Genomic DNA, 19,400 nt, shown 5'->3' on the forward strand with positions numbered 1-19,400 from the left:
GGCAATGGGCGTCATGCGGTCAAAGCAAGACGATGTCGTATTGCTCTGGCCCCATGGAGGGCTCACTTTGCAATGAAATGGGTTTGCCTATGAAGTCGCTCAAACCAGCCAGATGGCTGCTTTCATCATCGAGCAACAAGTCAATCACCGGGGTGCTCGCAACCACCCTGAATTCCATGGGATTGAATTGCCGCGCTTCGCGCAAAATTTCACGCAAGATGTCATATGCCACGGTGCGGGCTGTTTTCACCGACCCTTTGCCGTCACAAGCAGGACAGGGCTCGCACAGCAAATGGGCCAAAGATTCGCGGGTGCGCTTGCGCGTCATCTCCACCAAGCCCAATTGGGAAAATCCACTGACCATGGTTTTCACCCGGTCGCGCTGCAAATGCTTGCGAAATTCAAACAACACCGCTTGTTGGTGGTCTTGCGTCAACATGTCGATGAAATCGGCCACCACGATGCCGCCCAAATTGCGCAAACGCAATTGGCGCGCAATCGCACCCGCCGCTTCGAGGTTGGTTTTGAAGATGGTTTCGTCAAAGTTGCGCGCACCCACGTAGCCACCGGTGTTGACATCAATGGTGGTCAAGGCTTCGGTTTGATCGATCATCAAATAGCCCCCCGATTTCAAGTCCACACGCCTGCCCAAGGCGCGGCTGATCTCGTCATCGACGGAATACAAATCAAAGATTGGCCGCTCACCCTTGTACAGCTGCAACTTCGCTGCCCCAGAGGGCATGAACTCAGAACCAAAGGTCAGCAAGGCTTCGTACTGCTCTTTGGAGTCGATGCGGATGCTTTGCGTCCCTTCCCCCACCAAGTCTCTGAGGACGCGTTGCAACAAATTCAAATCGCGGTGCAACAAAGTTTTGGCTGGCTGGGTTGTGGATGCCTCTTTGATGCGCGACCAGGTTTTGCGCAGATATTGGATATCTTCTGACAGCTCACCATCGCTGGCGTCTTCTGCGTTGGTGCGGACAATGAAGCCACCTGGGGTCCCGGCAGTGGCGTTTTCATGGGCCAGCCCCTGCAACTTGGTGCGCAGTGCTTCACGTTGCTCAAAAGGTATTTTTTGGGAGATGCCGATGTGGTTGTCTTGGGGCAAGAAAACCAACATGCGACCGGCCAAACTGATTTGGGTCGATAGGCGTGCCCCCTTGCTGCCAATCGGGTCCTTGATGACTTGCACCATCAGCGTTTGGCCTTCAAACACCTGCTTTTCTATGGGCAGGGGAGCTTGGCCGCTGGGGGTGTCACTGTCAGCATGTCGAGCGGTGATGGTGCTGAGCAAATCACCCACGTGCAAAAAGGCGGCCCGCTCCAAACCCACATCGATGAATGCCGACTGCATGCCTGGCAAAACACGAGAGACCTTGCCCAGGTAAACATTGCCAACCAAGCCACGCTCCAGCGTTCGCTCCATGTGCAATTCTTGGAGGGCACCGTGTTCAATCACTGCCACACGGGTTTCTTGTGGCGACCAATTGATCAAGATGTCTTGCTGCATGCCCATCACAGACCTTTCCAAGGCGGCTTTATCAATTCAGCGGTTTCGTGCACGGGCAAGCCCATGATCCCCGAATAGCTGCCTTCGATATGAGCGATGTGTGAGGCCGCACGCCCTTGGATGGCATATGCGCCTGCCTTGCCGTCCCACTCTCCCGAGTCCAAATAGGCTTCGATCTCCCCTGGGCTCCACGCCGCAAAACGCACTTGCGAGACACTGAGGGCATGGCGCATTTCGGTGGGGGTACCAGCGGCAATCGCCGTGAAAACCACGTGGGTTTTCCCGCTCAAGGCGGACAACATGTCCCGGGCGTGCTGGCGGTTTTGTGGTTTGCCCAAAATGGCGTCGCCCAGCGCCACGGTGGTGTCGGCACACAAAATGGGGGCCAACGACAGGCCCCGCAGGCGCCAACGGTTCAAGGCAGATGCCAGTTTCAGGGCCGTGACCCGTTGCACATAGTCGCGTGGCGATTCACCGGCTTGGGTGGCTTCCAGGGATTCCACGTCTTCTGACGGGTCTGGCAGCAACAGCTCAAAGTGTTGACCCATTTGGCCGAGCAGGTCTTGTCGGCGGGGGCTTTGTGAGGCCAAGTAAATAGAGGGCGGCATGGCCTCATTCTCGGTGATAAGGGTGGTTGGCCAACACGGAGATTCCCCGGTACAACTGCTCGATCAACATCACCCGTGCCAAGGCGTGAGGCAACGTCAGGTCTGACAAGCGCAAAGCCAAATGGGCTTTGCGCTTGAATTCGGCGTCCAGCCCGTCAGGCCCGCCAATGACAAACGCCACGTTCACGCTTTCTTGCTGCCAGTTTTTTAAACGCTGGGCCAAATCCAAGGTGCTGAGGGCGAGCCCACGTTCATCCAAAACAACGCGCAAGGTGTCGGCAGGCCATGCCAATTCAATGCGTTTTCGTTCAGCCAATAAACATTTTTCGGCGGATTGGTTGTGGCGCGGTTCGGTTTTGACCACCTTGATTTCCAGCGGCCAATCCGGTGGAAAGCGCTTGGCATAGTCCAGGCAAGCTGACTGGGCCCATTCGGGCATGCGCTGTCCAACGGCCACCACCCAAAGCTTCATGACGCTTTGGTTTTGGCGCGGCCTGTGGCTTGAATGGTTTTTTTGGCAGGAGACTTTTTCGCCGGTGCTACAGAGGTTTTGCGCGCCGCTGTGGCGGGACTGGCTTTGGTCGGTCGAGCAGCGGTTTTGGCGGGCGCTGCTTTGGCAGACTTGCTTTTGGGTTTGTCTTTGGTCGGAGCGGCTTTCACCGCGACGGGGGGCAAAGGTTTGGGCGCACCCAATTTCAGGCGCACAGGCTTGTCACCCCATAACTCTTCCAAATGGTAGTACTGCCGGATGGCCTGCTGCATGATGTGAACCACGGCAGGCCCACAGTCAACAATGATCCACTCACCGTTGTCTTCTCCCTCTAAGCGGGGCTTGGGCAGGCCGGCTTCACGCACCTTGTCACGCACACTGCTGGCCAAGGATTTGGTTTGCCGATTCGATGTGCCTGTGGCAATGATCACGCGCTCAAACAGGGGTGACAGGTGTTCGGTGTTGAATACCACAATGTCTTGTGCCTTCACATCTTCGAGCGCATCCACGATCAAGCGCTGAAGTTTTTGAATGTCTTTTTGAGTGGCGGCAGAAGTGGTCATCGGGTTTGGCGGTACAGGTGATGGTGTTGAATGTAATCGTTGACGTTGGGGTGGACCCATTCAGAGATGGAGCGCCCTTGTTCAATGGCTTCGCGGATGCGTGTCGCGCTGATGTCCATGGCGGGAAAAGCCAAATCGATGGCGTTTGGCACCCCCCGATTGTGCCACTTGCTCTCTGAGGGAGCGACTGGATCGCCAGTGGCGCGTGCAGCCACCACCACTTGGGCCATGGCCACAATTTTTTGCCAATCGCGCCAACCCTCAAAAGATTGGGCCTGGTCCTCGCCAATGATCAAAAACCATTGGGCATGAGGGTGCTCGGCGCTCAATTCATTCAAGCTGTCCACCGTGTACGACGGCCCGGCGCGGCGCGTTTCTCGGTCATCCATCACCACGTTGGCCAAGCTGGCAAAGGTCAAGGACAACATGGCCAAACGATCCATCGCGGGGGTTTTTGATGGCGTTTTGTGACCTGCGTGCCCAGTGGGCAACACATACAAGACATCCAAATTCAGGTGTGTCATGGCGTGTTTGGCCAAGGCCAAATGCGCCAAATGCGGTGGGTCAAAGGCACCGCCGTAAAACCCCAGCTTGCGAGGGGTGCTTGGTTGGTCTGTGAGGCTGTGGGGATTCAAACCCAATCTTTTCGCACCAAAAAGTCGGTGTAAAGCTTCGCCTCTGGGGTGCCCGGCTCAGGCCGCTGTTGGTAGGCCCAACTCACCAAGGGGGGCATGGAGAGCAAGATGGACTCGGTTCGGCCACCGGACTGAAGTCCAAAGTGGGTGCCCCGGTCCCACACCAAATTGAATTCCACATAGCGGCCTCGGCGCATCAATTGGTGCTGCCGCTCTCGCTCGCCATAGGCCATGTCCTTGCGCCGTTGCACGATGGGCAAATAGGCAGAGAGCAAGGCGTTGCCCACACTTTGCATCAAGCCAAACCCGCCTTCAAAGCCCAATTCGGAAAAGTCATCGTAAAAAATACCGCCCACACCGCGTTGCTCTTGGCGGTGTTTCAGGGTGAAGTAATCGTCACACCAGGTTTTAAAGCGCGGGTACAGCGCTGCACCAAAGGGATCAACGGCTGCCTTGCATGTTTGATGGAAATGTTGCGCGTCTTCTTCAAACCCATAGTAGGGGGTAAGGTCCATGCCGCCGCCAAACCATGACATGGGGGGGCCTTCCTTGGGGTGCGCCGTCAACATGCGGATGTTCATGTGCACGGTCGGCACATACGGGTTGCGCGGGTGAAACACCAAGGACACGCCCATGGCTTGAAAAGGCGAGCCCTTCAGTTCAGGTCGATGCTGGGTGGCCGAGGCTGGCAACTGAGGCCCACGGACATTCGAAAAACCCACGCCTGCGCGCTCAAAAACAGGGCCATTCTCCAGAATTTGCGTGTCACCCTCGCCTTGTAACATTTCAGTTTTGTCTTTTTGCCAGGGGTCGCGCAAAAAAGCAGTGCCATCGATGTCGGTCAAGGCCTGGGTGATGCGACTTTGCAAACCAACCAGGTAGGACTGAACTTGTGGGATCGGGTTCATGGGGGGCTCAAAATAAAAGGGGGTGTGGAAGGCGGCTCAGTTGCGGATGGCCAAATGGCCAATGTCGCGTCGGTATTGCTGGCCGTCAAAAGCAATTTTTTGCACGCCCACATAGGCTTGTTTTTGCGCGGCACGCACCGTGCTGCCTAGAGCGGTGACACACAGCACCCGCCCGCCTTGGGTGGATAAGGTTTGGCCGTCCCATGCGGTTCCGGCATGAAAGACCATGGTGTCGGTCTCTTCCAGGGGCAGGCCTGTGATGGCATCACCATATTGCGGCGCCAATGGGTAACCACGGCTGGCCAACACCACCCCCAATGCGGTTCGGGTGTCCCATTGAATGGGGAAGTCTGTCAAAGCGCTGTCATTGTCTTCGGTTGCGGCCAACAAAAGGGACAGCAAATCGCTTTTGAGCCGCATCAAAATGGGCTGGGTCTCTGGGTCGCCCAAGCGGCAATTGAACTCCAAGGTTTTGGGCTTGCCTTGGGCATCAATCATCAAGCCCGCGTATAAAAAACCGGTGTAACGGATGCCGTCTTTTTTCATGCCTGCGATGGTCGGCATGATGATTTCACGCATGACCCGCGAATGAATCTCAGGGGTGACGACCGGGGCTGGCGAATACGCCCCCATGCCACCGGTGTTGGGGCCTTGATCCTGGTCCAACAGTCGCTTGTGGTCTTGGGAGGTGGCCAGTGGCAAAACCTGGTCGCCATGGCACATGACCATGAAGCTGGCCTCTTCGCCATCCAGGAATTCTTCGATCACCACACAAGCACCGGCTTGGTTGTGCTTCACGCCCAAGGCATTGGTGGTGAGCATGTCATCAATGGCTTGGTGCGCTTGCTCCAAGCTGGTGGCCACGACCACGCCTTTGCCAGCGGCCAGGCCATCGGCTTTGACCACGATGGGAACACCTTGGTTGTCGACGTAGCGATGGGCCAGGGCAGCGTCGGTGAAGGTTTGGTGCTGGGCGGTGGGAATGCCATGGCGGCGCATGAAGTCTTTGGAGAAGGCTTTGGAGCTCTCAAGTTGGGCCGCCGCTTGGGTCGGTCCAAAAATGCGCAAACCATGGGCGCGAAATTCGTCCACCACACCCGCGGCCAGCAAGCCCTCTGGCCCCACCACGGTGATGTCAATTTGATGGTCTTGCGCCCATTCGCACAAAGCCACCACATCGGTGATGGCGATGTTCTCTAAACGTTTGTCGGTGGCCGTGCCGCCATTGCCGGGCGCCACATAAACGGTTTGAACCAAAGGGGATTGCGCCAGCTTCCAAGCCAGTGCATGTTCGCGACCGCCGCCGCCCAAAACCAGTGCCTTCATAGTTCGGCGTTGTGATAGACCTCTTGGACGTCATCCAGTTCGTCCAGCACATCGAGGATTTTTTGCATTTTTTCAGCCTCCGCAGCCGCCAAAGCCACGGTGATTTCAGGGCGATAGGTGATCTCAGCGAGCACCGCTTGCAATTGGGCACTTTCCAAAGCGATCTTGACGGGTTCGAACAAGCCCGGTGAACACAACACCTCAATGGCACCATCTTCAGAGTTGATCACATCATCGGCACCGGCCTCCAAAGCCACCTCCATCAAGCGGTCTTCGTCGGCACCTGGGGCAAAGATGAATTGACCGCAATGCTTGAATTGGTAGGCCACCGATCCGTCACTGCCCAAGTTGCCACCGTGTTTGCTCAAGGCATGGCGCACCTCAGCCACGGTGCGCACTTTGTTGTCGGTCATGGTATCGACCATCAAGGCCACGCCACCCACGCCATATCCCTCGTAGCGAATTTCTTCGTAGTGCACACCTTCCAAGTTGCCCGTGGCTTTGTCGATGTTGCGCTTGATGGTGTCAGCAGGCATGTTGGCTGCTTTGGCTTTGTCCACCGCCAAGCGCAGCCTGGGGTTGGCATTCAGGTCGGCCCCACCGCCTCGCGCAGCGACCATGATTTCTCGAATCACGCGGGTCCAAACTTTGCCTCGCTTTTCGTCCTGACGGCCTTTGCGGTGCTGAATATTGGCCCATTTGCTGTGTCCTGCCACTTGAAATCCTTTTTTATCTGCTGACCATTTTAACGATTCAGTGCCTCACCAACGAAAAGGGCGGTCGTTGATTCGACCGCCCTGCCCCCTCATTGATCGGGTCAATCGGCCCGATCAATCAGCCGTCGCTTCTTCGGGCTCGGTGGGTTCAGACTTTGAGGCCTTGGACTCTTTTTTGGGCAAGGGTTGGATGTCGAGCAAGACTTCGTCTTTGTCATCGATATCAACGGTCAAGCGACCACCTTCGGTCAAACGGCCAAACAACAACTCGTCGGCCAAAGCACGCCGAATGGTGTCTTGGATGAGGCGTTGCATGGGACGCGCGCCCATGAGGGGATCGAAGCCCTTTTTCGCCAGGTGTTTGCGCAAGGTATCGGTGAAGGTGACATCGACTTTCTTTTCGGCCAACTGGGTTTCCAGTTGCAACAAAAATTTGTCGACGACGCGCATGATGATTTGCTCGTCCAGGGCTTTGAAGCCCACGATGGCGTCCAAACGGTTGCGGAACTCTGGGGTGAACAGGCGTTTGATGTCGGCCATCTCGTCACCGGCTTGCCTGGGGTTGGTGAAACCGATGGTGGCTTTGTTCATCGTCTCCGCACCCGCATTGGTGGTCATGATGATGATCACATTGCGGAAGTCGGCTTTGCGGCCGTTGTTATCGGTCAAGGTGCCATGGTCCATGACTTGCAACAAGACATTGAATACGTCCGGATGGGCTTTTTCAATCTCATCCAAGAGCAACACAGAATGCGGCTTTTTGGTGACCGCTTCGGTCAGCAATCCACCCTGGTCAAAACCCACATATCCCGGGGGTGCACCAATCAGGCGACTGACCGCATGGCGCTCCATGTACTCGGACATGTCAAAGCGGATGAGCTCGATGCCCATGATGAAGGCCAATTGCTTCGCCGCTTCGGTTTTGCCCACGCCAGTGGGGCCGCTGAACAAGAATGAGCCAATGGGCTTGTCCGACTTGCCAAGACCAGAGCGCGCCATTTTGACCGCTGAGGCGAGGACCTCCAGCGCCTTGTCTTGACCAAACACCACGCTTTTGAGGTCGCGCTCCAAGGTGTGGAGCTTGCCGCGGTCATCATTGGACACATTGGCTGGCGGGATGCGCGCAATTTTGGCCACGATGTCTTCGATTTCGGTTTTGCTGATGGTCTTTTTGCGCTTGGATGCCGGCAATATGCGCTGAGCAGCACCGGCTTCGTCGATCACATCAATCGCCTTGTCCGGCAAATGCCGGTCGTTGATGTATTTGGCACTGAGCTCAGCGGCGGCTTGCAGCGCGGCCACAGCGTATTTGACGTTGTGGTGCTCCTCAAACCTGGACTTCAGACCTTTGAGGATGTCCACCGTTTGCTCGACGGAAGGTTCGTTGACGTCGACCTTCTGAAAGCGCCTGGACAAGGCCGCGTCTTTTTCAAAAATACCGCGGTACTCGGTGAAGGTGGTGGCGCCAATGCATTTGAGTTGGCCAGAGCTCAGGGCAGGCTTGAGCAAATTGGACGCATCCAAGGTGCCACCAGAGGCAGCACCAGCACCGATCAAGGTGTGAATCTCATCAATGAACAAGATGGCTTGAGGCTTGTCTTTGAGAGACTTGAGCACGCCCTTGAGGCGTTGCTCAAAATCACCGCGGTATTTGGTACCAGCCAGCAAGGCACCCATGTCGAGCGAGTAAACCTGCGAATCAGCCAAGATGTCCGGCACTTCTTTTTGGGTGATGCGCCAGGCCAAGCCCTCGGCAATGGCGGTTTTACCGACGCCGGCCTCACCCACCAACAAAGGGTTGTTTTTGCGGCGACGGCACAAGATTTGAACCACACGCTCGACCTCGTACTCGCGGCCAATCAAAGGGTCAATTTTCCCGTCTTTGGCCATTTGATTGAGGTTTTGAGTGAATTGCTCCAATGGAGATGCTTTTTCACTTTTCTCCACAGGCTCTTCATTTTCCTGAGCAGCGGGTTCTTGTTGCTTGGGAGAGTCGGGTGGATCGCTCTTTTTGATGCCGTGGGCAATGAAATTGACCACATCCAAGCGGGTCACACCTTGTTGGTGCAGGTAGTAAACGGCGTGAGAGTCTTTCTCACCAAAAATCGCCACCAACACGTTGGCGCCAGTGACTTCTTTTTTGCCATTGCCAGTGGATTGCACATGCATGATGGCGCGCTGAATGACCCGTTGAAAACCCAAGGTCGGCTGGGTGTCGACGTCCTCTGTGCCGGCGACTTGGGGGGTGTTGTCTTTGATGAAATTGGCCAAAGATTTGCGCAGCTCATCGCTGTTGGCCGAACAAGCCCGCAACACCTCTGCGGCACTGGGGTTGTCCAGCAATGCCAGCAGCAAATGCTCTACGGTGATGAATTCATGCCGTTGCTGGCGTGCTTCAACGAAGGCCATGTGCAAGCTGACTTCGAGTTCCTGGGCAATCATGTGGGTTCCTTCGCGCCGATTGATGTGGTGACTGTATATGGAAATGGACTTGAATTAATCAATGGGTTCGCTCAAACATTGCAGTGGGTGACCCGACTGATTGGCTGCGTCCATGACCTGATCAACTTTAGAGGCGGCGACATCTTTGCTAAAGACACCGCAAACGCCTTTGCCGTCTAAGTGAATTTTCAGCATGATCTGGGTCGCGGTCTCGCGGTCTTTGCTGAAAAATTGTTGCAAAACCATCACCACGAACTCCATCGGGGTGTAGTCGTCATTGAGCATGACCACCTGGTACATCTGTGGGGGTTTGGTTTTCTGTGCTCTGCGTTCCAACACCACTGAATTGCCGTCATCTGTGCGCTGGGGCTGTGGTGGGGTTTGGGGAAGTTGACTGGCCATGGGCTCATTTTATAGGGGGCATGGAACTTCGTTTTTCTGACCAAAAATAACGTGCTGCATGGAATAGATGGATGAAGAATGCTATTATTTAAACCTTTATGACTATATTTAACCGAAAAGAGAGTTAAAAATGGACAAAGGTACGGTCAAGTGGTTCAGCAACAGCAAGGGTTTTGGCTTCATAGAGCCCATGGGCGGTGGACCGGATATTTTTATTCACTTCAGTGCCATCAACATGGAGGGTTTCAAGACCTTGGAGCCAGGCGCTCAGGTCGAGTTTGAGTTGGTGCAAGGCCCAAAGGGCCAACAAGCCCATGCATTGACCGTCACCGAGGCGCCAGAGCGAGCGCCAGACACCGATGCTGGGGGCCTGAAAAGCAAAGAGGGGCGCTTGCGCACCCCTCAATTCAGAGCCAACCTGATTGGCAATCAGGAACGTGCCCCCCAATTCTGAGGGGCGCCCCTTGCACTCACATGTGCTCGATCATGACCTGACCAAAGCCTGAGCAGCTGACCTGGGTGGCGCCATCCATCAAGCGCGCAAAGTCATAGGTGACTTTCTTGCTGAGGATGGACTTCTCCATCGAGCTGATGATCAGGTCTGCCGCCTCGGTCCAGCCCATGTGGCGCAGCATCATTTCGGCCGACAAGATCTCGGAGCCTGGGTTCACATAATCTTTGCCCGCATATTTGGGTGCCGTGCCATGGGTGGCTTCAAAACAGGCCACGGAATCAGACATATTGGCGCCTGGGGCGATGCCAATGCCGCCCACTTGGGCTGCCAACGCATCAGACACATAGTCGCCATTCAAATTGAGGGTGGCAATCACGCTGTACTCGGCGGGGCGCAACAAAATTTGCTGCAAGAAGGCGTCGGCAATCACGTCTTTGACGATGATGTCTTTGCCGGTTTTGGGGCTCTTGAATTTGCACCAGGGTCCGCCATCGATCAATTGGGCGCCAAACTCTTTTTGCGCCAAACCATAGGCCCAATCGCGGAAACCACCTTCGGTGAACTTCATGATGTTGCCCTTGTGAACAATGGTCACGCTGGGCTTGTCGTTGTCAATCGCGTACTGGATGGCTTTGCGCACCAAGCGCTCAGTGCCTTCACGCGAAACCGGTTTGATGCCGATACCAGACGTGTTGGGGAAGCGGATTTTGGTCACGCCCATCTCGTCAATCAAAAACTTGATGAGTTTTTTGGCTTTGTCGCTCTCGGCTTCATATTCGATACCGGCGTAAATGTCTTCAGAGTTTTCGCGGAAGATGACCATATTGGTCTTCTCAGGCTCTTTCAAGGGTGAGGGAACACCTTTGAAATACTGAACCGGGCGCAAACAAACGTACAAGTCGAGCTCTTGGCGCAAGGCGACGTTCAGTGAGCGGATGCCACCACCCACGGGGGTGGTCAAGGGGCCTTTGATGGACACCACATACTCTTTCAACACCGACAGGGTTTCTTCGGGCAACCACACATCCGGGCCATAAACCTTGGTGGATTTTTCGCCTGCATAGACTTCCATCCAATGGATCTTGCGCTTGCCTGCATAGGCTTTTTGCACTGCTGCATCGACCACTTTGAGCATGACCGGGGTGATGTCAAAACCGGTGCCGTCACCTTCGATGTAAGGAATGATGGGTTGGTCGGGCACGTTCAGGGACATGTCCTTGTTGACAACGATTTTTTCACCCTGGGAAGGCACTTTGATGTGCTTGTACATGTGGAATATCTCCGTTAGGAAGCCGATCGAATGGAAATGAAATAGCTATTTCGCGGGGGGGATTCTAGCAACAGTGACTTATCATTCTCGGATGAACAAAGGGGACTTATGAATCATCTCAAGTGGGCCTGGCTGAGCGTTTGGTTTTGTTCGTTGGCTTGGGCGCAGGGTTCGCCACAGCTTCAATTGCCCCGCATTCAGTTGCAAGCGGGCATGCACCAAATCCAAGCGCAGGTGGCCGCCACCCCCGATCAGCGGTCCGTTGGTTTGATGCACCGCGCAGAAATGCCCCAGTCCGAAGGCATGTTGTTTGCCTTTGAGCAAGCCACACAGCAGTGCTTTTGGATGAAAAACACGCTGTTGCCCCTGACCGCAGCCTTTATCGCCGATGATGGCACCATCGTCAACTTGGCCGACATGAAGCCCCAGACCACCGACGCACATTGCTCTGAGCAACCCGTGCGCTGGGTGCTGGAAATGAACCAAGGCTGGTTTGCCAAACGCGGCATCAAAGCGGGGTTTAAGCTGCAAGGCCCGGTTTTCAAGGGCAAATGAAAAAACCGCCCGAAGGCGGTTTTAAGTGATCGATCTGGGTCAGATCAGCCGAAGTTGGCCTGGGCAAAACCCCAGTTCACCAATTTGTCCAAAAAGGTTTCCACAAACTTGGGACGCATATTGCGGTAATCAATATAGTAAGCGTGCTCCCAGACGTCGACGGTCAAAATGGCTTTGTCGCCGGTGGTCAAAGGGGTGCCCGCCGCGCCCATGTTGACGATGTCCAAGCTGCCATCGGCCTTTTTCACCAAAAAGGTCCAGCCAGAGCCAAAGTTGCCCACAGCGGACTTCACAAAGGCCTCGCGAAATGCGGCATAGCTGCCCCATTTGGCATTGATGGCGGCCGCCAAAGTGCCTGTGGGCTCACCACCGCCGTTGGGCTTCATGCAGCTCCAAAAGAAGGTGTGGTTCCAAATTTGGGCGGAGTTGTTGTAGATGCCACCAGATGATTTCTTGATGATGGACTCCAGGTCCATGCCTTCAAATTCGGTGCCCTTTTGCAAGTTGTTCAGGTTGACCACATAAGCGTTGTGGTGCTTGCCATGGTGGAATTCCAAGGTTTCGCGCGAATAGTGGGGGGCCAAATCGTCCAGACCATAAGGCAGAGCGGGCAAGGTGTGTTCCATGGATATCCTTCAGCGTTGATGAAAAAACGGATTGTAAAAAAATTTCAGCCGGCTTTGAGGCCCAGCACCCGAACACCCGCTTCACCATCGGACAAACTGACTGTCAAGGTCTGCTCAGGCGACAGTTGGTGGACCGATGTGATGGGTTTGTTTAGTTCGTCGGTAAGCCAAGCATAACCCCGCTGCAATACCAAGCGAGGGTCGAGGTTATGCAGTCGCCACCCCAATTGCTGTTGCGATTGGCGTTTGCTGGCCGCCTCAGATTGCACCACACGCATCAAGGCGGTTTGTGCCGCAGCAGATTTTTGCCCCAACATTTGAATGCGTTTGGACAGCGACTGCTGCATGCGCTGCTGTAAGTGCAAGGTGCTGACCCGGTGCGCGGCCACCAGCGCACTGGGCCGCCCTAAGCGCGACTGGAACCAGTCCAGGGCTTGACCTTGGGCATCCAACACCGCTTGGAGTTGACCCGTCAATGATTGCGCCATGTGGTCCAGTGTCTCCGAGGCCGTTTCGCGTGTTTGGGCACACAACTCGGCGGCGGCCGTGGGCGTCGGTGCGCGCAAATCGGCACACAGGTCCACGATGGTGATGTCGGTTTCATGGCCCACGCCTGAGACGATGGGCACCCTGGACTGGACCACCGCGTGGGCCAAATCCTTGTCATTGAAGGCCCACAAATCCTCCAGGGACCCCCCCCCCCGCACCATCAACACCACGTCCACACCCTCCACTTCTTGAATCGACTTCAGCGCTTGAATCAGGGATGGGGCTGCGCCCACGCCCTGAACTTGGGCTGGGGCAATCACCACCGGTATGTGGGGCACCCTGCGCTGCAAGGCGGTGATCACATCATGCAAGGCCGCAGCACCCAAGGAAGTCACCACCCCAATGGCCCTGGGCATGGCGACCAAAGGGCGTTTGCGCGCTTCATCAAACAGCCCCAGCAGAGCCAGTTCGCGCTTGAGTTGCAAAAATTTCTCGTACCAAACGCCCTCGCCAGCGGCTTGCAGGGATTCGACCACCAACTGCAAGTCCCCTCGCCCCTCATAGACAGAGACCTTGGCCCGAGCTTGAACCATGACACCGTCGTGCAAGTCAAAGTCGACCAGCATGGCGGAGCGGCGAAACATGGCGCAACGCAGTTGAGCACCGTCATCTTTGAGGGAAAAGTAGCAATGACCACTGCTGGCGCGGGTGAAATTGGTGATCTCACCCTTCACTTCAACCGGATTGAAGCGCGCCGACAAGGTGTCGGTGAAAGCACGCACCAAGGCGGCTACTGACCAAATGCGCGCAGCTTCTGGCATATCACGCCCCTGAGCGAGTGCTCATACAGGGACAAGTCAGGTGCTGGTTCATAATTCGTGCTTGTCAATTCAGAGGGGTTTGAGGTTTGTTTTCCATCATACAAGCAGCCGGTTGGCCCATTTGGCCGCTTTTGATCTGTTCCGTTGTGGCTTTGGCCTTGGTGTTCGAGCGGTTTTACAGTTTGGCGGACAAGCGCATTGTTCCCAAGGACTTGTTGGACGAAGCCATCAAGGCTTCACGGCACCAACTGCCCTCTGAGGAATCGGTCAAACATTTGGCCAGCCACAGTTTGCTGGGCCGCGTTTTGGCCAGCGGGTTGCAGCAACTGCGCCAACAGCCCCAAAGCAGCGAAACCGAATTGAGCGAAAGCATCGAGATTGCTGGCAAACAAGCCGCCCATGATCTGGAGAAATACCTGGTGGTGTTGGCCACCATCGCCTCTGCCGCCCCGCTTTTGGGGCTGCTGGGCACGGTGGTGGGCATGATTGAAATTTTTGCCGCCCAAACCCCGGGCAGCAGCAACCCGGCACAGTTGGCACAAGGCATTTCCATGGCTTTGTACAACACCGCATTTGGTTTAATGGTGGCCATCCCCGCCTTGTTTTTTTGGCGCTTTTTCCGCGCCAAAGTGGACGCGTATGTGATTGACTTGGAGATTGCCGCACAGCGTTGGTTGCGCCATTTGTTCAAGCTGCGGTCCTCGTTGCGTTGATCTGCTCTGCGCCCTATGAAATTTCGCACCCAACACGCCATTGAGCCTGAGATCAATTTAATCGCTTTCATCGACGTGTTGTTGGTGATTTTGATTTTCTTGATGTTGTCGAGCACCTATAACAAATACACCGAGGTGCAGTTGAATTTGCCCAGCGCCAATGCGGATGTTCAAAAAGAGCACCCCCAAGAAATTTTGGTGTCCGTGACCAGTGACGGCCAATATGCGGTCAACAAGCAGCCATTACCGCAACGCGGTGTCAAGGCCTTGACCCAGGCTTTGTCCCAAGCCGCCGTGGGCATGGACAAACCGATGCTGGTGATCAGCGCCGACGCCATGGCACCCCATCAATCGGTGATTTCGGTGATGGAGGCTGGAAAAGCCAGCGGCATCAATGCCATCACCTTTGTGGCCAAGTCACCGCAGGCTGGGGCTGCGCGCTAAATGCCCTTTCCCTGGCAAGCATGGGTTTTGCGCCAGTGGCAAACACGCAACTGGGTCAGTGCTGTCCTTTGGCCCTTGAGTGGCTTGACCTGGTTGGTGGTTTCATGGCGACGCCTTCAGCGACGGCGCCACACCACCCTCAGCCCCGGTGTGCCGGTCGTCGTGGTGGGCAATGTGATGGTGGGTGGTGCGGGTAAAACCCCCCTGGTCATGGCTTTGGCGATGCACTGGCAGTCACAGGGCATCCAGGTGGGGGTGGTGGCGCGTGGGTTTGGGCGCATCGCCACACAGATCACGGCCGTGAATGAACACAGCACATTTGAAGATGTGGGCGACGAGCCTTTGCTGGTTTGGCGCCGCTGCCAGGTGCCGGTTTTTGTGGGTGCAGACCGTGCGGCTTGCTGCCGGGCCTTGATGGCCGCACACCCGCAAACGCAGGTGTTGATCAGCGACGACGGGCTGCAACATGCCGGCTTGCACCGAGACATTGAAATATGTGTTTTTGATGAACGCGGTTTTGGCAATGGCTGGCTATTGCCCGCTGGACCGCTGCGCGAACCATGGCCGCGCCCGGCAGACCCGGCCATCCGTGTTTGGAATTTGGGCTCCCTCCCCTTGCCCCATGTGGACATGGTCATGGTACGTCGCCAATTGGCAAGCTGCGCGGTGGGCTCCAATGGGCAACGCCGGCCCTTGATCGAATGGAAAAACCGCCGCGTCCATGCCCTGGCCGCCATCGCCAAACCGCAGCTGTTCTTTGATGGCTTGCGCGGTCAAGGGCTTGAATTGGACCTGGCCCAAGTTTGGCCCGATCACGACCCCCTGATCGGATTCAACCCCGACGTGGCCGAGGGCGACTGGTTTTGCACAGAAAAAGACGCTGTGAAATTGTGGCCCCGGTTTCCTCAGGTCTGGGCTGTGCCGTTGGAGCTGCAAGGCTTGGAACTTTGGTGGCCCCAAATCGATCAAGCGCTGGCCCTGCGGATATCATCCCGCCATGGAAACCAAATTGCTTGAATTGCTGGTCTGCCCGGTCACCAAAGGCCCGTTGGAATATGTGCGTGAGCGCCAAGAATTATTGTCACGCAGCGCCCGCCTGGCCTATCCCGTGAGGGATGGCATTCCGATCATGCTGGAGACCGAAGCCCGGACCCTGAGCGACGAAGAATGCGAGCGCTGAGTGGGGCAGGCTCCTTTCACTGTGTTGATCCCCGCCAGGATGGCGTCAACCCGCTTGGCCAACAAGCCACTGGCCGATATTGCAGGCCTGCCCATGGTGGTGCGGGTGGCGCAAAGGGCTCAGCTGAGCCAAGCCACCAAGGTGGTGGTGGCAGCCGACGATGAGCGCATTGTTGAAGCTTGCCTGGCGCACCACATCCCTGCCCTTTTGACCCGATCCGACCACATCTCTGGCAGCGACCGTTTGGCCCAAGCGTGTGAAATCTTGGGTTTGGCCGACACCGACTTGGTGGTCAACGTGCAAGGCGACGAGCCCCTGATCGAACCGCAAGTGATCAATGCCGTGGCCCACTTGCTGGCCTCACGCGAAGACTGCTGCATGAGCACCGTGGCCCATGCCATCACCGATCCGGGCGAATTGGCCAACCCCAATGTGGTCAAGGTGGTGCTCGACCGCTTTCATACCGCCATGTACTTCAGCCGGTCCACCATCCCCTTTTGGCGCGACGCGGCCCATGCCACCACTGCACCACCGGTGGAGACCCTGAGACACGTGGGCATTTATGGATACCGTGCGTCGTTTTTGCGCAGCTTCCCTCATTTGGCGCATGCGCCGCTGGAGGCCATGGAATCTTTGGAGCAACTCAGGGTGCTGTGGCACGGCCACAAAATTGCCGTGCATGTCTCGCCCGAGACGCCTGGCCCGGGTGTGGACACCCCGGAGGATTTGGAGCGTGTCAGGCGGCACTTTGCAGGTCTTTTGTAAGTCTTTTGCACCGCTTGCATGGTATTGTGCAAAATGCAGATCTGGTCGTCGTTGGGCATTCGCCCATCGTTGGAACCCATAAGAATCAGAGGAAAGACATGAGACTCATCCTTTTAGGCGCACCGGGTGCGGGCAAAGGCACCCAAGCCACTTTCATTTGCGAAAAATTTGGCATTCCCCAAATTTCCACGGGTGACATGCTGCGTGCAGCAGTCAAAGCAGGTACTGCCATGGGCTTGGCTGCCAAAAAAGTCATGGACTCGGGCGGTTTGGTCAGTGATGACATCATCATCGGACTGGTCAAAGAACGCATTGCACAGGCCGATTGCGTCAATGGTTTTTTGTTTGACGGCTTTCCCCGCACCATTCCACAAGCCGACGCGATGAAATTGGCCGGCGTCAACCTCGATCACGTGCTGGAAATCGATGTGCCCTTTGATGCCATCATCGAGCGCATGAGCGGGCGTCGGGTGCACGTCGCCAGTGGGCGCACCTATCACACCCACTTCAACCCACCCAAAGTGGCTGGGCTGGATGATGTGACAGGCGAAGCCCTGATTCAGCGCGACGACGACAAAGAGGAAACCGTTCGCAAACGCCTGGACGTTTATGCAGCCCAAACCCGCCCTTTGGTGGACTATTACTCTCAATGGGCCAAGACTGACGCGGACCACGCGCCCCGCTACAGCGCCATCAGCGGCGTTGGACAAGTCGAAGAAATCAAAGCCCGGGCTTTCAAAGCACTGTCGAGCTGAGCTGTTCGGCCACCAGGGTCAATGCCAGCACCACCCGTGCCTTGTAGGGGTTGAGTCCCGAGGTGGTCTGAAATACCTCGCCATCTTGGGCTTGCAATTGGCCCTTTGCACACCGTGAAGTGCGCCAAACCCGAGCGCCGCCATGTTGAGCCATGATCAAAGCGGCCTCTAAGCCCTGACTCATCGTTCCGTTTCCGGTCCCCGCCACCACCCAGCCTTGGGGCGGTGTTTTGCTTTCCAGCAACGCTTTGACCACAGCCCCGTCTTGGGCCGCATGGTTGAAAACCAATTCCACCCAGGGCCAGGTGGCCACTTGCGCCAAAGCTTTGGGTGGTAAACCCACCGCTGGCGTCGCTTGTTGTGCAAACCTTTTTTGAAGGGCATCCAAGTTTTCGAGAGCCAGGCCCCAGGCGACGGGATCGGCAGAGCCAAACGCATTCAGCGCTTGACAATCTACTTTGGTCAAACTGGCCGCGGCATGCACCTGGCCTGCAAAAACGCACACCACCCCCGCTGAACCAGGCGCACCCGCCAAAGCCAAAGCCTGACGCAAGTTGCCTGGGCCGTCTGGCTCGGGGACATTGGCAGCCCGCATGGCACCCGTGATGACCACGGTCTTGAGGCCGCTGAACAAGGTGTGCAGCAAGATCGCGGTTTCTTCCAAGGTGTCGGTGCCATGGGTGACCACCACACCCTGCACATCCTCTTGGTCCAGCCAATGTTGGACCCGCGCCACCAGCCTTTCCCAAACGGGCCAACCCATGTTTTTGCTGTCGATGCGGGCCACCTCTTCGGTGACGATGTGGTCTTGCCCGTCGCCCAAGCCTTGGACCAAATCCGACGCCGTGAGCTCTCCTGCCTGGTATTGGCGCCCTTTTGACGGGTCAGGCGCCCAGCCGGCAATCGTCCCGCCCGTGCCCAAAACAACAACTTTTGATCTTTTTTCATGCATGGCGCTTGCAATCTTTTAAAAACTGGTTAAAAATACAGTTACTGGATATTCAAACAGTCAACGGACGCCCATCAACCTTTGTGCAGGAGACCCGACATGAATGAAGCCCCCAAACTCACCGACCGGCAACAGCAAATATTGTCTTTGATCCAAATCACGATCGAGCGCAAGGGGTCCCCTCCCACAAGGGCTGAAATCGCCAACGAACTAGGCTTCAAGTCGGCCAATGCGGCGGAAGAGCACCTCAAGGCCTTGGCCCGCAAAGGCGTCATCGACCTGGTCAGCGGCACTTCGCGGGGCATTCGCCTCAAAGAGTCCACCATGCGCTCCATCAATCAAGTCCGTAGCAAGCAATTCAATTTGCCGCTGGAAGGCCTGGCCCAGTTGGCATTGCCCTTGATCGGTCGGGTCGCAGCGGGTTCACCCATTCTGGCGCAAGAGCATGTGGACCAAACCTTTTATGTCGAAAACAGTTTGTTCCAGCGCACCCCCGACTATTTGCTCAAAGTCAGGGGCATGTCCATGCGCGATGCCGGCATCATGGATGGCGACTTGCTGGCTGTTCAAATCAGCAAAGAAGCAAAAAACGGACAAATTGTGGTGGCCCGCTTGGGTGAGGAGGTCACGGTCAAACGCTTTCGACGCACCCACGACAGCATTGAGTTGCTGCCCGAAAACCCAGATTTTCAAACCATTGTGGTCGAACCCGGCGAGCCTTTTGAAATCGAAGGCTTGGCCGTGGGTTTGATCCGCAACACCATGCTTTTCTAAGGAGC

At 56.2% G+C, this 19,400-nt stretch carries 23 protein-coding genes; 9 read left to right on the forward strand and 14 right to left on the reverse strand.

Annotated elements, in window-relative coordinates; translation table 11 throughout:
• Positions 1 to 19: 19 nt before the first annotated feature.
• The 10 genes from rng to clpS all read right to left on the reverse strand — a co-directional run bounded on the left by rng (position 20) and on the right by clpS (position 9,600).
• Entirely contained in the window at positions 20 to 1,510 is a 1,491-nt protein-coding gene (rng, locus tag AC8GFZ_RS04225; RefSeq protein ID WP_506644225.1) for a ribonuclease G, read from the reverse strand.
• Between the two features lie 5 nt (positions 1,511 to 1,515).
• Positions 1,516 to 2,118, reverse strand: coding sequence for a Maf family protein (locus AC8GFZ_RS04230; protein ID WP_506642652.1), 603 nt, complete (start codon positions 2,116 to 2,118; stop codon positions 1,516 to 1,518).
• 4 nt (positions 2,119 to 2,122) lie between these two features.
• Positions 2,123 to 2,590: a 23S rRNA (pseudouridine(1915)-N(3))-methyltransferase RlmH gene (gene rlmH, locus AC8GFZ_RS04235; RefSeq protein WP_506642654.1), complete on the reverse strand. Its 468-nt coding sequence runs from the start codon at positions 2,588 to 2,590 to the stop codon at positions 2,123 to 2,125.
• Entirely contained in the window at positions 2,587 to 3,171 is a 585-nt protein-coding gene (gene rsfS / locus AC8GFZ_RS04240; RefSeq protein ID WP_506642656.1) for a ribosome silencing factor, read from the reverse strand. The genes rlmH and rsfS overlap by 4 nt, the downstream gene beginning before the upstream one ends.
• Positions 3,168 to 3,806 (reverse strand): nicotinate (nicotinamide) nucleotide adenylyltransferase, encoded by a 639-nt coding sequence (gene nadD / locus AC8GFZ_RS04245; protein WP_506642658.1) that lies wholly within the window; start codon positions 3,804 to 3,806, stop codon positions 3,168 to 3,170. The genes rsfS and nadD overlap by 4 nt, the downstream gene beginning before the upstream one ends.
• Entirely contained in the window at positions 3,803 to 4,714 is a 912-nt protein-coding gene (hemF, locus tag AC8GFZ_RS04250; protein ID WP_506642660.1) for an oxygen-dependent coproporphyrinogen oxidase, read from the reverse strand. The genes nadD and hemF overlap by 4 nt, the downstream gene beginning before the upstream one ends.
• Positions 4,715 to 4,750: 36 nt before the next feature.
• Positions 4,751 to 6,040, reverse strand: coding sequence for a phosphoribosylamine--glycine ligase (gene purD / locus AC8GFZ_RS04255; protein ID WP_506642662.1), 1,290 nt, complete (start codon positions 6,038 to 6,040; stop codon positions 4,751 to 4,753).
• Entirely contained in the window at positions 6,037 to 6,756 is a 720-nt protein-coding gene (locus AC8GFZ_RS04260; RefSeq protein WP_506642664.1) for a YebC/PmpR family DNA-binding transcriptional regulator, read from the reverse strand. The genes purD and AC8GFZ_RS04260 overlap by 4 nt, the downstream gene beginning before the upstream one ends.
• A gap of 114 nt (positions 6,757 to 6,870) precedes the next feature.
• Positions 6,871 to 9,198 carry an ATP-dependent Clp protease ATP-binding subunit ClpA gene (clpA, locus tag AC8GFZ_RS04265; protein WP_506642666.1) on the reverse strand — a complete coding sequence of 776 codons (2,328 nt, stop codon included), beginning with the start codon at positions 9,196 to 9,198 and terminating at the stop codon, positions 6,871 to 6,873.
• 54 nt (positions 9,199 to 9,252) lie between these two features.
• The gene (clpS, locus tag AC8GFZ_RS04270; RefSeq protein ID WP_506642668.1) at positions 9,253 to 9,600 is read right to left on the reverse strand and encodes an ATP-dependent Clp protease adapter ClpS; all 348 of its coding nucleotides are present in this window, start codon (positions 9,598 to 9,600) and stop codon (positions 9,253 to 9,255) included.
• 130 nt (positions 9,601 to 9,730) lie between these two features.
• On the opposite strand from clpS, the gene AC8GFZ_RS04275 reads away from it, so the two are divergent.
• Positions 9,731 to 10,054 (forward strand): cold-shock protein, encoded by a 324-nt coding sequence (locus tag AC8GFZ_RS04275; RefSeq protein ID WP_506642670.1) that lies wholly within the window; start codon positions 9,731 to 9,733, stop codon positions 10,052 to 10,054.
• Between the two features lie 16 nt (positions 10,055 to 10,070).
• Here the strand turns inward: AC8GFZ_RS04275 and icd are convergent, their stop codons facing one another.
• The gene (gene icd / locus AC8GFZ_RS04280) at positions 10,071 to 11,324 is read right to left on the reverse strand and encodes an NADP-dependent isocitrate dehydrogenase (RefSeq protein ID WP_506642672.1); all 1,254 of its coding nucleotides are present in this window, start codon (positions 11,322 to 11,324) and stop codon (positions 10,071 to 10,073) included.
• 108 nt (positions 11,325 to 11,432) lie between these two features.
• On the opposite strand from icd, the gene AC8GFZ_RS04285 reads away from it, so the two are divergent.
• Entirely contained in the window at positions 11,433 to 11,879 is a 447-nt protein-coding gene (locus tag AC8GFZ_RS04285) for a DUF192 domain-containing protein (protein ID WP_506642674.1), read from the forward strand.
• Positions 11,880 to 11,923: 44 nt separating this feature from the next.
• On the opposite strand, the gene AC8GFZ_RS04290 is transcribed toward AC8GFZ_RS04285, so the two are convergent.
• Together AC8GFZ_RS04290 and xseA are read right to left on the reverse strand one after the other, a co-directional pair.
• On the reverse strand, positions 11,924 to 12,505 hold the full coding sequence (locus AC8GFZ_RS04290) for a superoxide dismutase (RefSeq protein ID WP_506642676.1): 582 nt from the start codon (positions 12,503 to 12,505) through the stop codon (positions 11,924 to 11,926).
• Between the two features lie 44 nt (positions 12,506 to 12,549).
• The gene (gene xseA / locus AC8GFZ_RS04295) at positions 12,550 to 13,815 is read right to left on the reverse strand and encodes an exodeoxyribonuclease VII large subunit (protein WP_506642678.1); all 1,266 of its coding nucleotides are present in this window, start codon (positions 13,813 to 13,815) and stop codon (positions 12,550 to 12,552) included.
• An 86-nt stretch (positions 13,816 to 13,901) separates the two neighbouring features.
• Here xseA and AC8GFZ_RS04300 point away from each other — a divergent pair, with 86 nt between their 5' ends.
• The 6 genes from AC8GFZ_RS04300 (at position 13,902) to adk (ending at position 17,672) form a co-directional block, all read left to right on the forward strand.
• A complete protein-coding gene (locus AC8GFZ_RS04300; RefSeq protein WP_506642679.1) occupies positions 13,902 to 14,528 on the forward strand; it encodes a MotA/TolQ/ExbB proton channel family protein in 627 nt (208 codons plus the stop codon).
• 15 nt (positions 14,529 to 14,543) lie between these two features.
• On the forward strand, positions 14,544 to 14,972 hold the full coding sequence (locus tag AC8GFZ_RS04305; protein ID WP_506642681.1) for an ExbD/TolR family protein: 429 nt from the start codon (positions 14,544 to 14,546) through the stop codon (positions 14,970 to 14,972).
• Positions 14,973 to 15,989 carry a tetraacyldisaccharide 4'-kinase gene (lpxK, locus tag AC8GFZ_RS04310; RefSeq protein WP_506642683.1) on the forward strand — a complete coding sequence of 339 codons (1,017 nt, stop codon included), beginning with the start codon at positions 14,973 to 14,975 and terminating at the stop codon, positions 15,987 to 15,989.
• Entirely contained in the window at positions 15,970 to 16,152 is a 183-nt protein-coding gene (locus AC8GFZ_RS04315; protein WP_506642685.1) for a Trm112 family protein, read from the forward strand. Before lpxK ends, AC8GFZ_RS04315 begins: the two co-directional genes overlap by 20 nt.
• A complete protein-coding gene (gene kdsB / locus AC8GFZ_RS04320; protein ID WP_506642687.1) occupies positions 16,153 to 16,917 on the forward strand; it encodes a 3-deoxy-manno-octulosonate cytidylyltransferase in 765 nt (254 codons plus the stop codon).
• Positions 16,918 to 17,015: 98 nt separating this feature from the next.
• On the forward strand, positions 17,016 to 17,672 hold the full coding sequence (adk, locus tag AC8GFZ_RS04325) for an adenylate kinase (protein WP_506642689.1): 657 nt from the start codon (positions 17,016 to 17,018) through the stop codon (positions 17,670 to 17,672).
• On the opposite strand, the gene AC8GFZ_RS04330 is transcribed toward adk, so the two are convergent.
• Entirely contained in the window at positions 17,653 to 18,624 is a 972-nt protein-coding gene (locus tag AC8GFZ_RS04330) for an asparaginase domain-containing protein (protein ID WP_506642691.1), read from the reverse strand. The genes adk and AC8GFZ_RS04330 overlap by 20 nt on opposite strands.
• Before the next feature lie 96 nt (positions 18,625 to 18,720).
• On the opposite strand from AC8GFZ_RS04330, the gene lexA reads away from it, so the two are divergent.
• Positions 18,721 to 19,395: a transcriptional repressor LexA gene (lexA, locus tag AC8GFZ_RS04335; protein WP_506642693.1), complete on the forward strand. Its 675-nt coding sequence runs from the start codon at positions 18,721 to 18,723 to the stop codon at positions 19,393 to 19,395.
• Positions 19,396 to 19,400: the final 5 nt, after the last annotated feature.

The sequence above is a fragment of the Limnohabitans rimovensis (SeqCode) genome, assembly GCF_965234775.1.
GTDB classification, from domain to species: domain Bacteria; phylum Pseudomonadota; class Gammaproteobacteria; order Burkholderiales; family Burkholderiaceae_C; genus Limnohabitans; species Limnohabitans rimovensis.

Excerpts from the sequence above, each read along its gene's own strand:
- clpA (WP_506642666.1), bottom strand. The coding sequence starts at position 9,198 with ATGATTGCCCAGGAACTCGAAGTCAGCTTGCACATGGCCTTCGTTGAA.
- AC8GFZ_RS04230 (WP_506642652.1), bottom strand. The coding sequence starts at position 2,118 with ATGCCGCCCTCTATTTACTTGGCCTCACAAAGCCCCCGCCGACAAGAC.
- AC8GFZ_RS04330 (WP_506642691.1), bottom strand. The coding sequence starts at position 18,624 with ATGCATGAAAAAAGATCAAAAGTTGTTGTTTTGGGCACGGGCGGGACG.
- AC8GFZ_RS04290 (WP_506642676.1), bottom strand. The coding sequence starts at position 12,505 with ATGGAACACACCTTGCCCGCTCTGCCTTATGGTCTGGACGATTTGGCC.
- xseA (WP_506642678.1), bottom strand. The coding sequence starts at position 13,815 with ATGCCAGAAGCTGCGCGCATTTGGTCAGTAGCCGCCTTGGTGCGTGCT.
- hemF (WP_506642660.1), bottom strand. The coding sequence starts at position 4,714 with ATGAACCCGATCCCACAAGTTCAGTCCTACCTGGTTGGTTTGCAAAGT.
- AC8GFZ_RS04285 (WP_506642674.1), top strand. The coding sequence starts at position 11,433 with ATGAATCATCTCAAGTGGGCCTGGCTGAGCGTTTGGTTTTGTTCGTTG.
- AC8GFZ_RS04275 (WP_506642670.1), top strand. The coding sequence starts at position 9,731 with ATGGACAAAGGTACGGTCAAGTGGTTCAGCAACAGCAAGGGTTTTGGC.
- AC8GFZ_RS04315 (WP_506642685.1), top strand. The coding sequence starts at position 15,970 with ATGGAAACCAAATTGCTTGAATTGCTGGTCTGCCCGGTCACCAAAGGC.
- rsfS (WP_506642656.1), bottom strand. The coding sequence starts at position 3,171 with ATGACCACTTCTGCCGCCACTCAAAAAGACATTCAAAAACTTCAGCGC.
- purD (WP_506642662.1), bottom strand. The coding sequence starts at position 6,040 with ATGAAGGCACTGGTTTTGGGCGGCGGCGGTCGCGAACATGCACTGGCT.
- rng (WP_506644225.1), bottom strand. The coding sequence starts at position 1,510 with ATGCAGCAAGACATCTTGATCAATTGGTCGCCACAAGAAACCCGTGTG.
- clpS (WP_506642668.1), bottom strand. The coding sequence starts at position 9,600 with ATGGCCAGTCAACTTCCCCAAACCCCACCACAGCCCCAGCGCACAGAT.
- icd (WP_506642672.1), bottom strand. The coding sequence starts at position 11,324 with ATGTACAAGCACATCAAAGTGCCTTCCCAGGGTGAAAAAATCGTTGTC.
- AC8GFZ_RS04305 (WP_506642681.1), top strand. The coding sequence starts at position 14,544 with ATGAAATTTCGCACCCAACACGCCATTGAGCCTGAGATCAATTTAATC.
- rlmH (WP_506642654.1), bottom strand. The coding sequence starts at position 2,590 with ATGAAGCTTTGGGTGGTGGCCGTTGGACAGCGCATGCCCGAATGGGCC.
- lexA (WP_506642693.1), top strand. The coding sequence starts at position 18,721 with ATGAATGAAGCCCCCAAACTCACCGACCGGCAACAGCAAATATTGTCT.
- adk (WP_506642689.1), top strand. The coding sequence starts at position 17,016 with ATGAGACTCATCCTTTTAGGCGCACCGGGTGCGGGCAAAGGCACCCAA.
- lpxK (WP_506642683.1), top strand. The coding sequence starts at position 14,973 with ATGCCCTTTCCCTGGCAAGCATGGGTTTTGCGCCAGTGGCAAACACGC.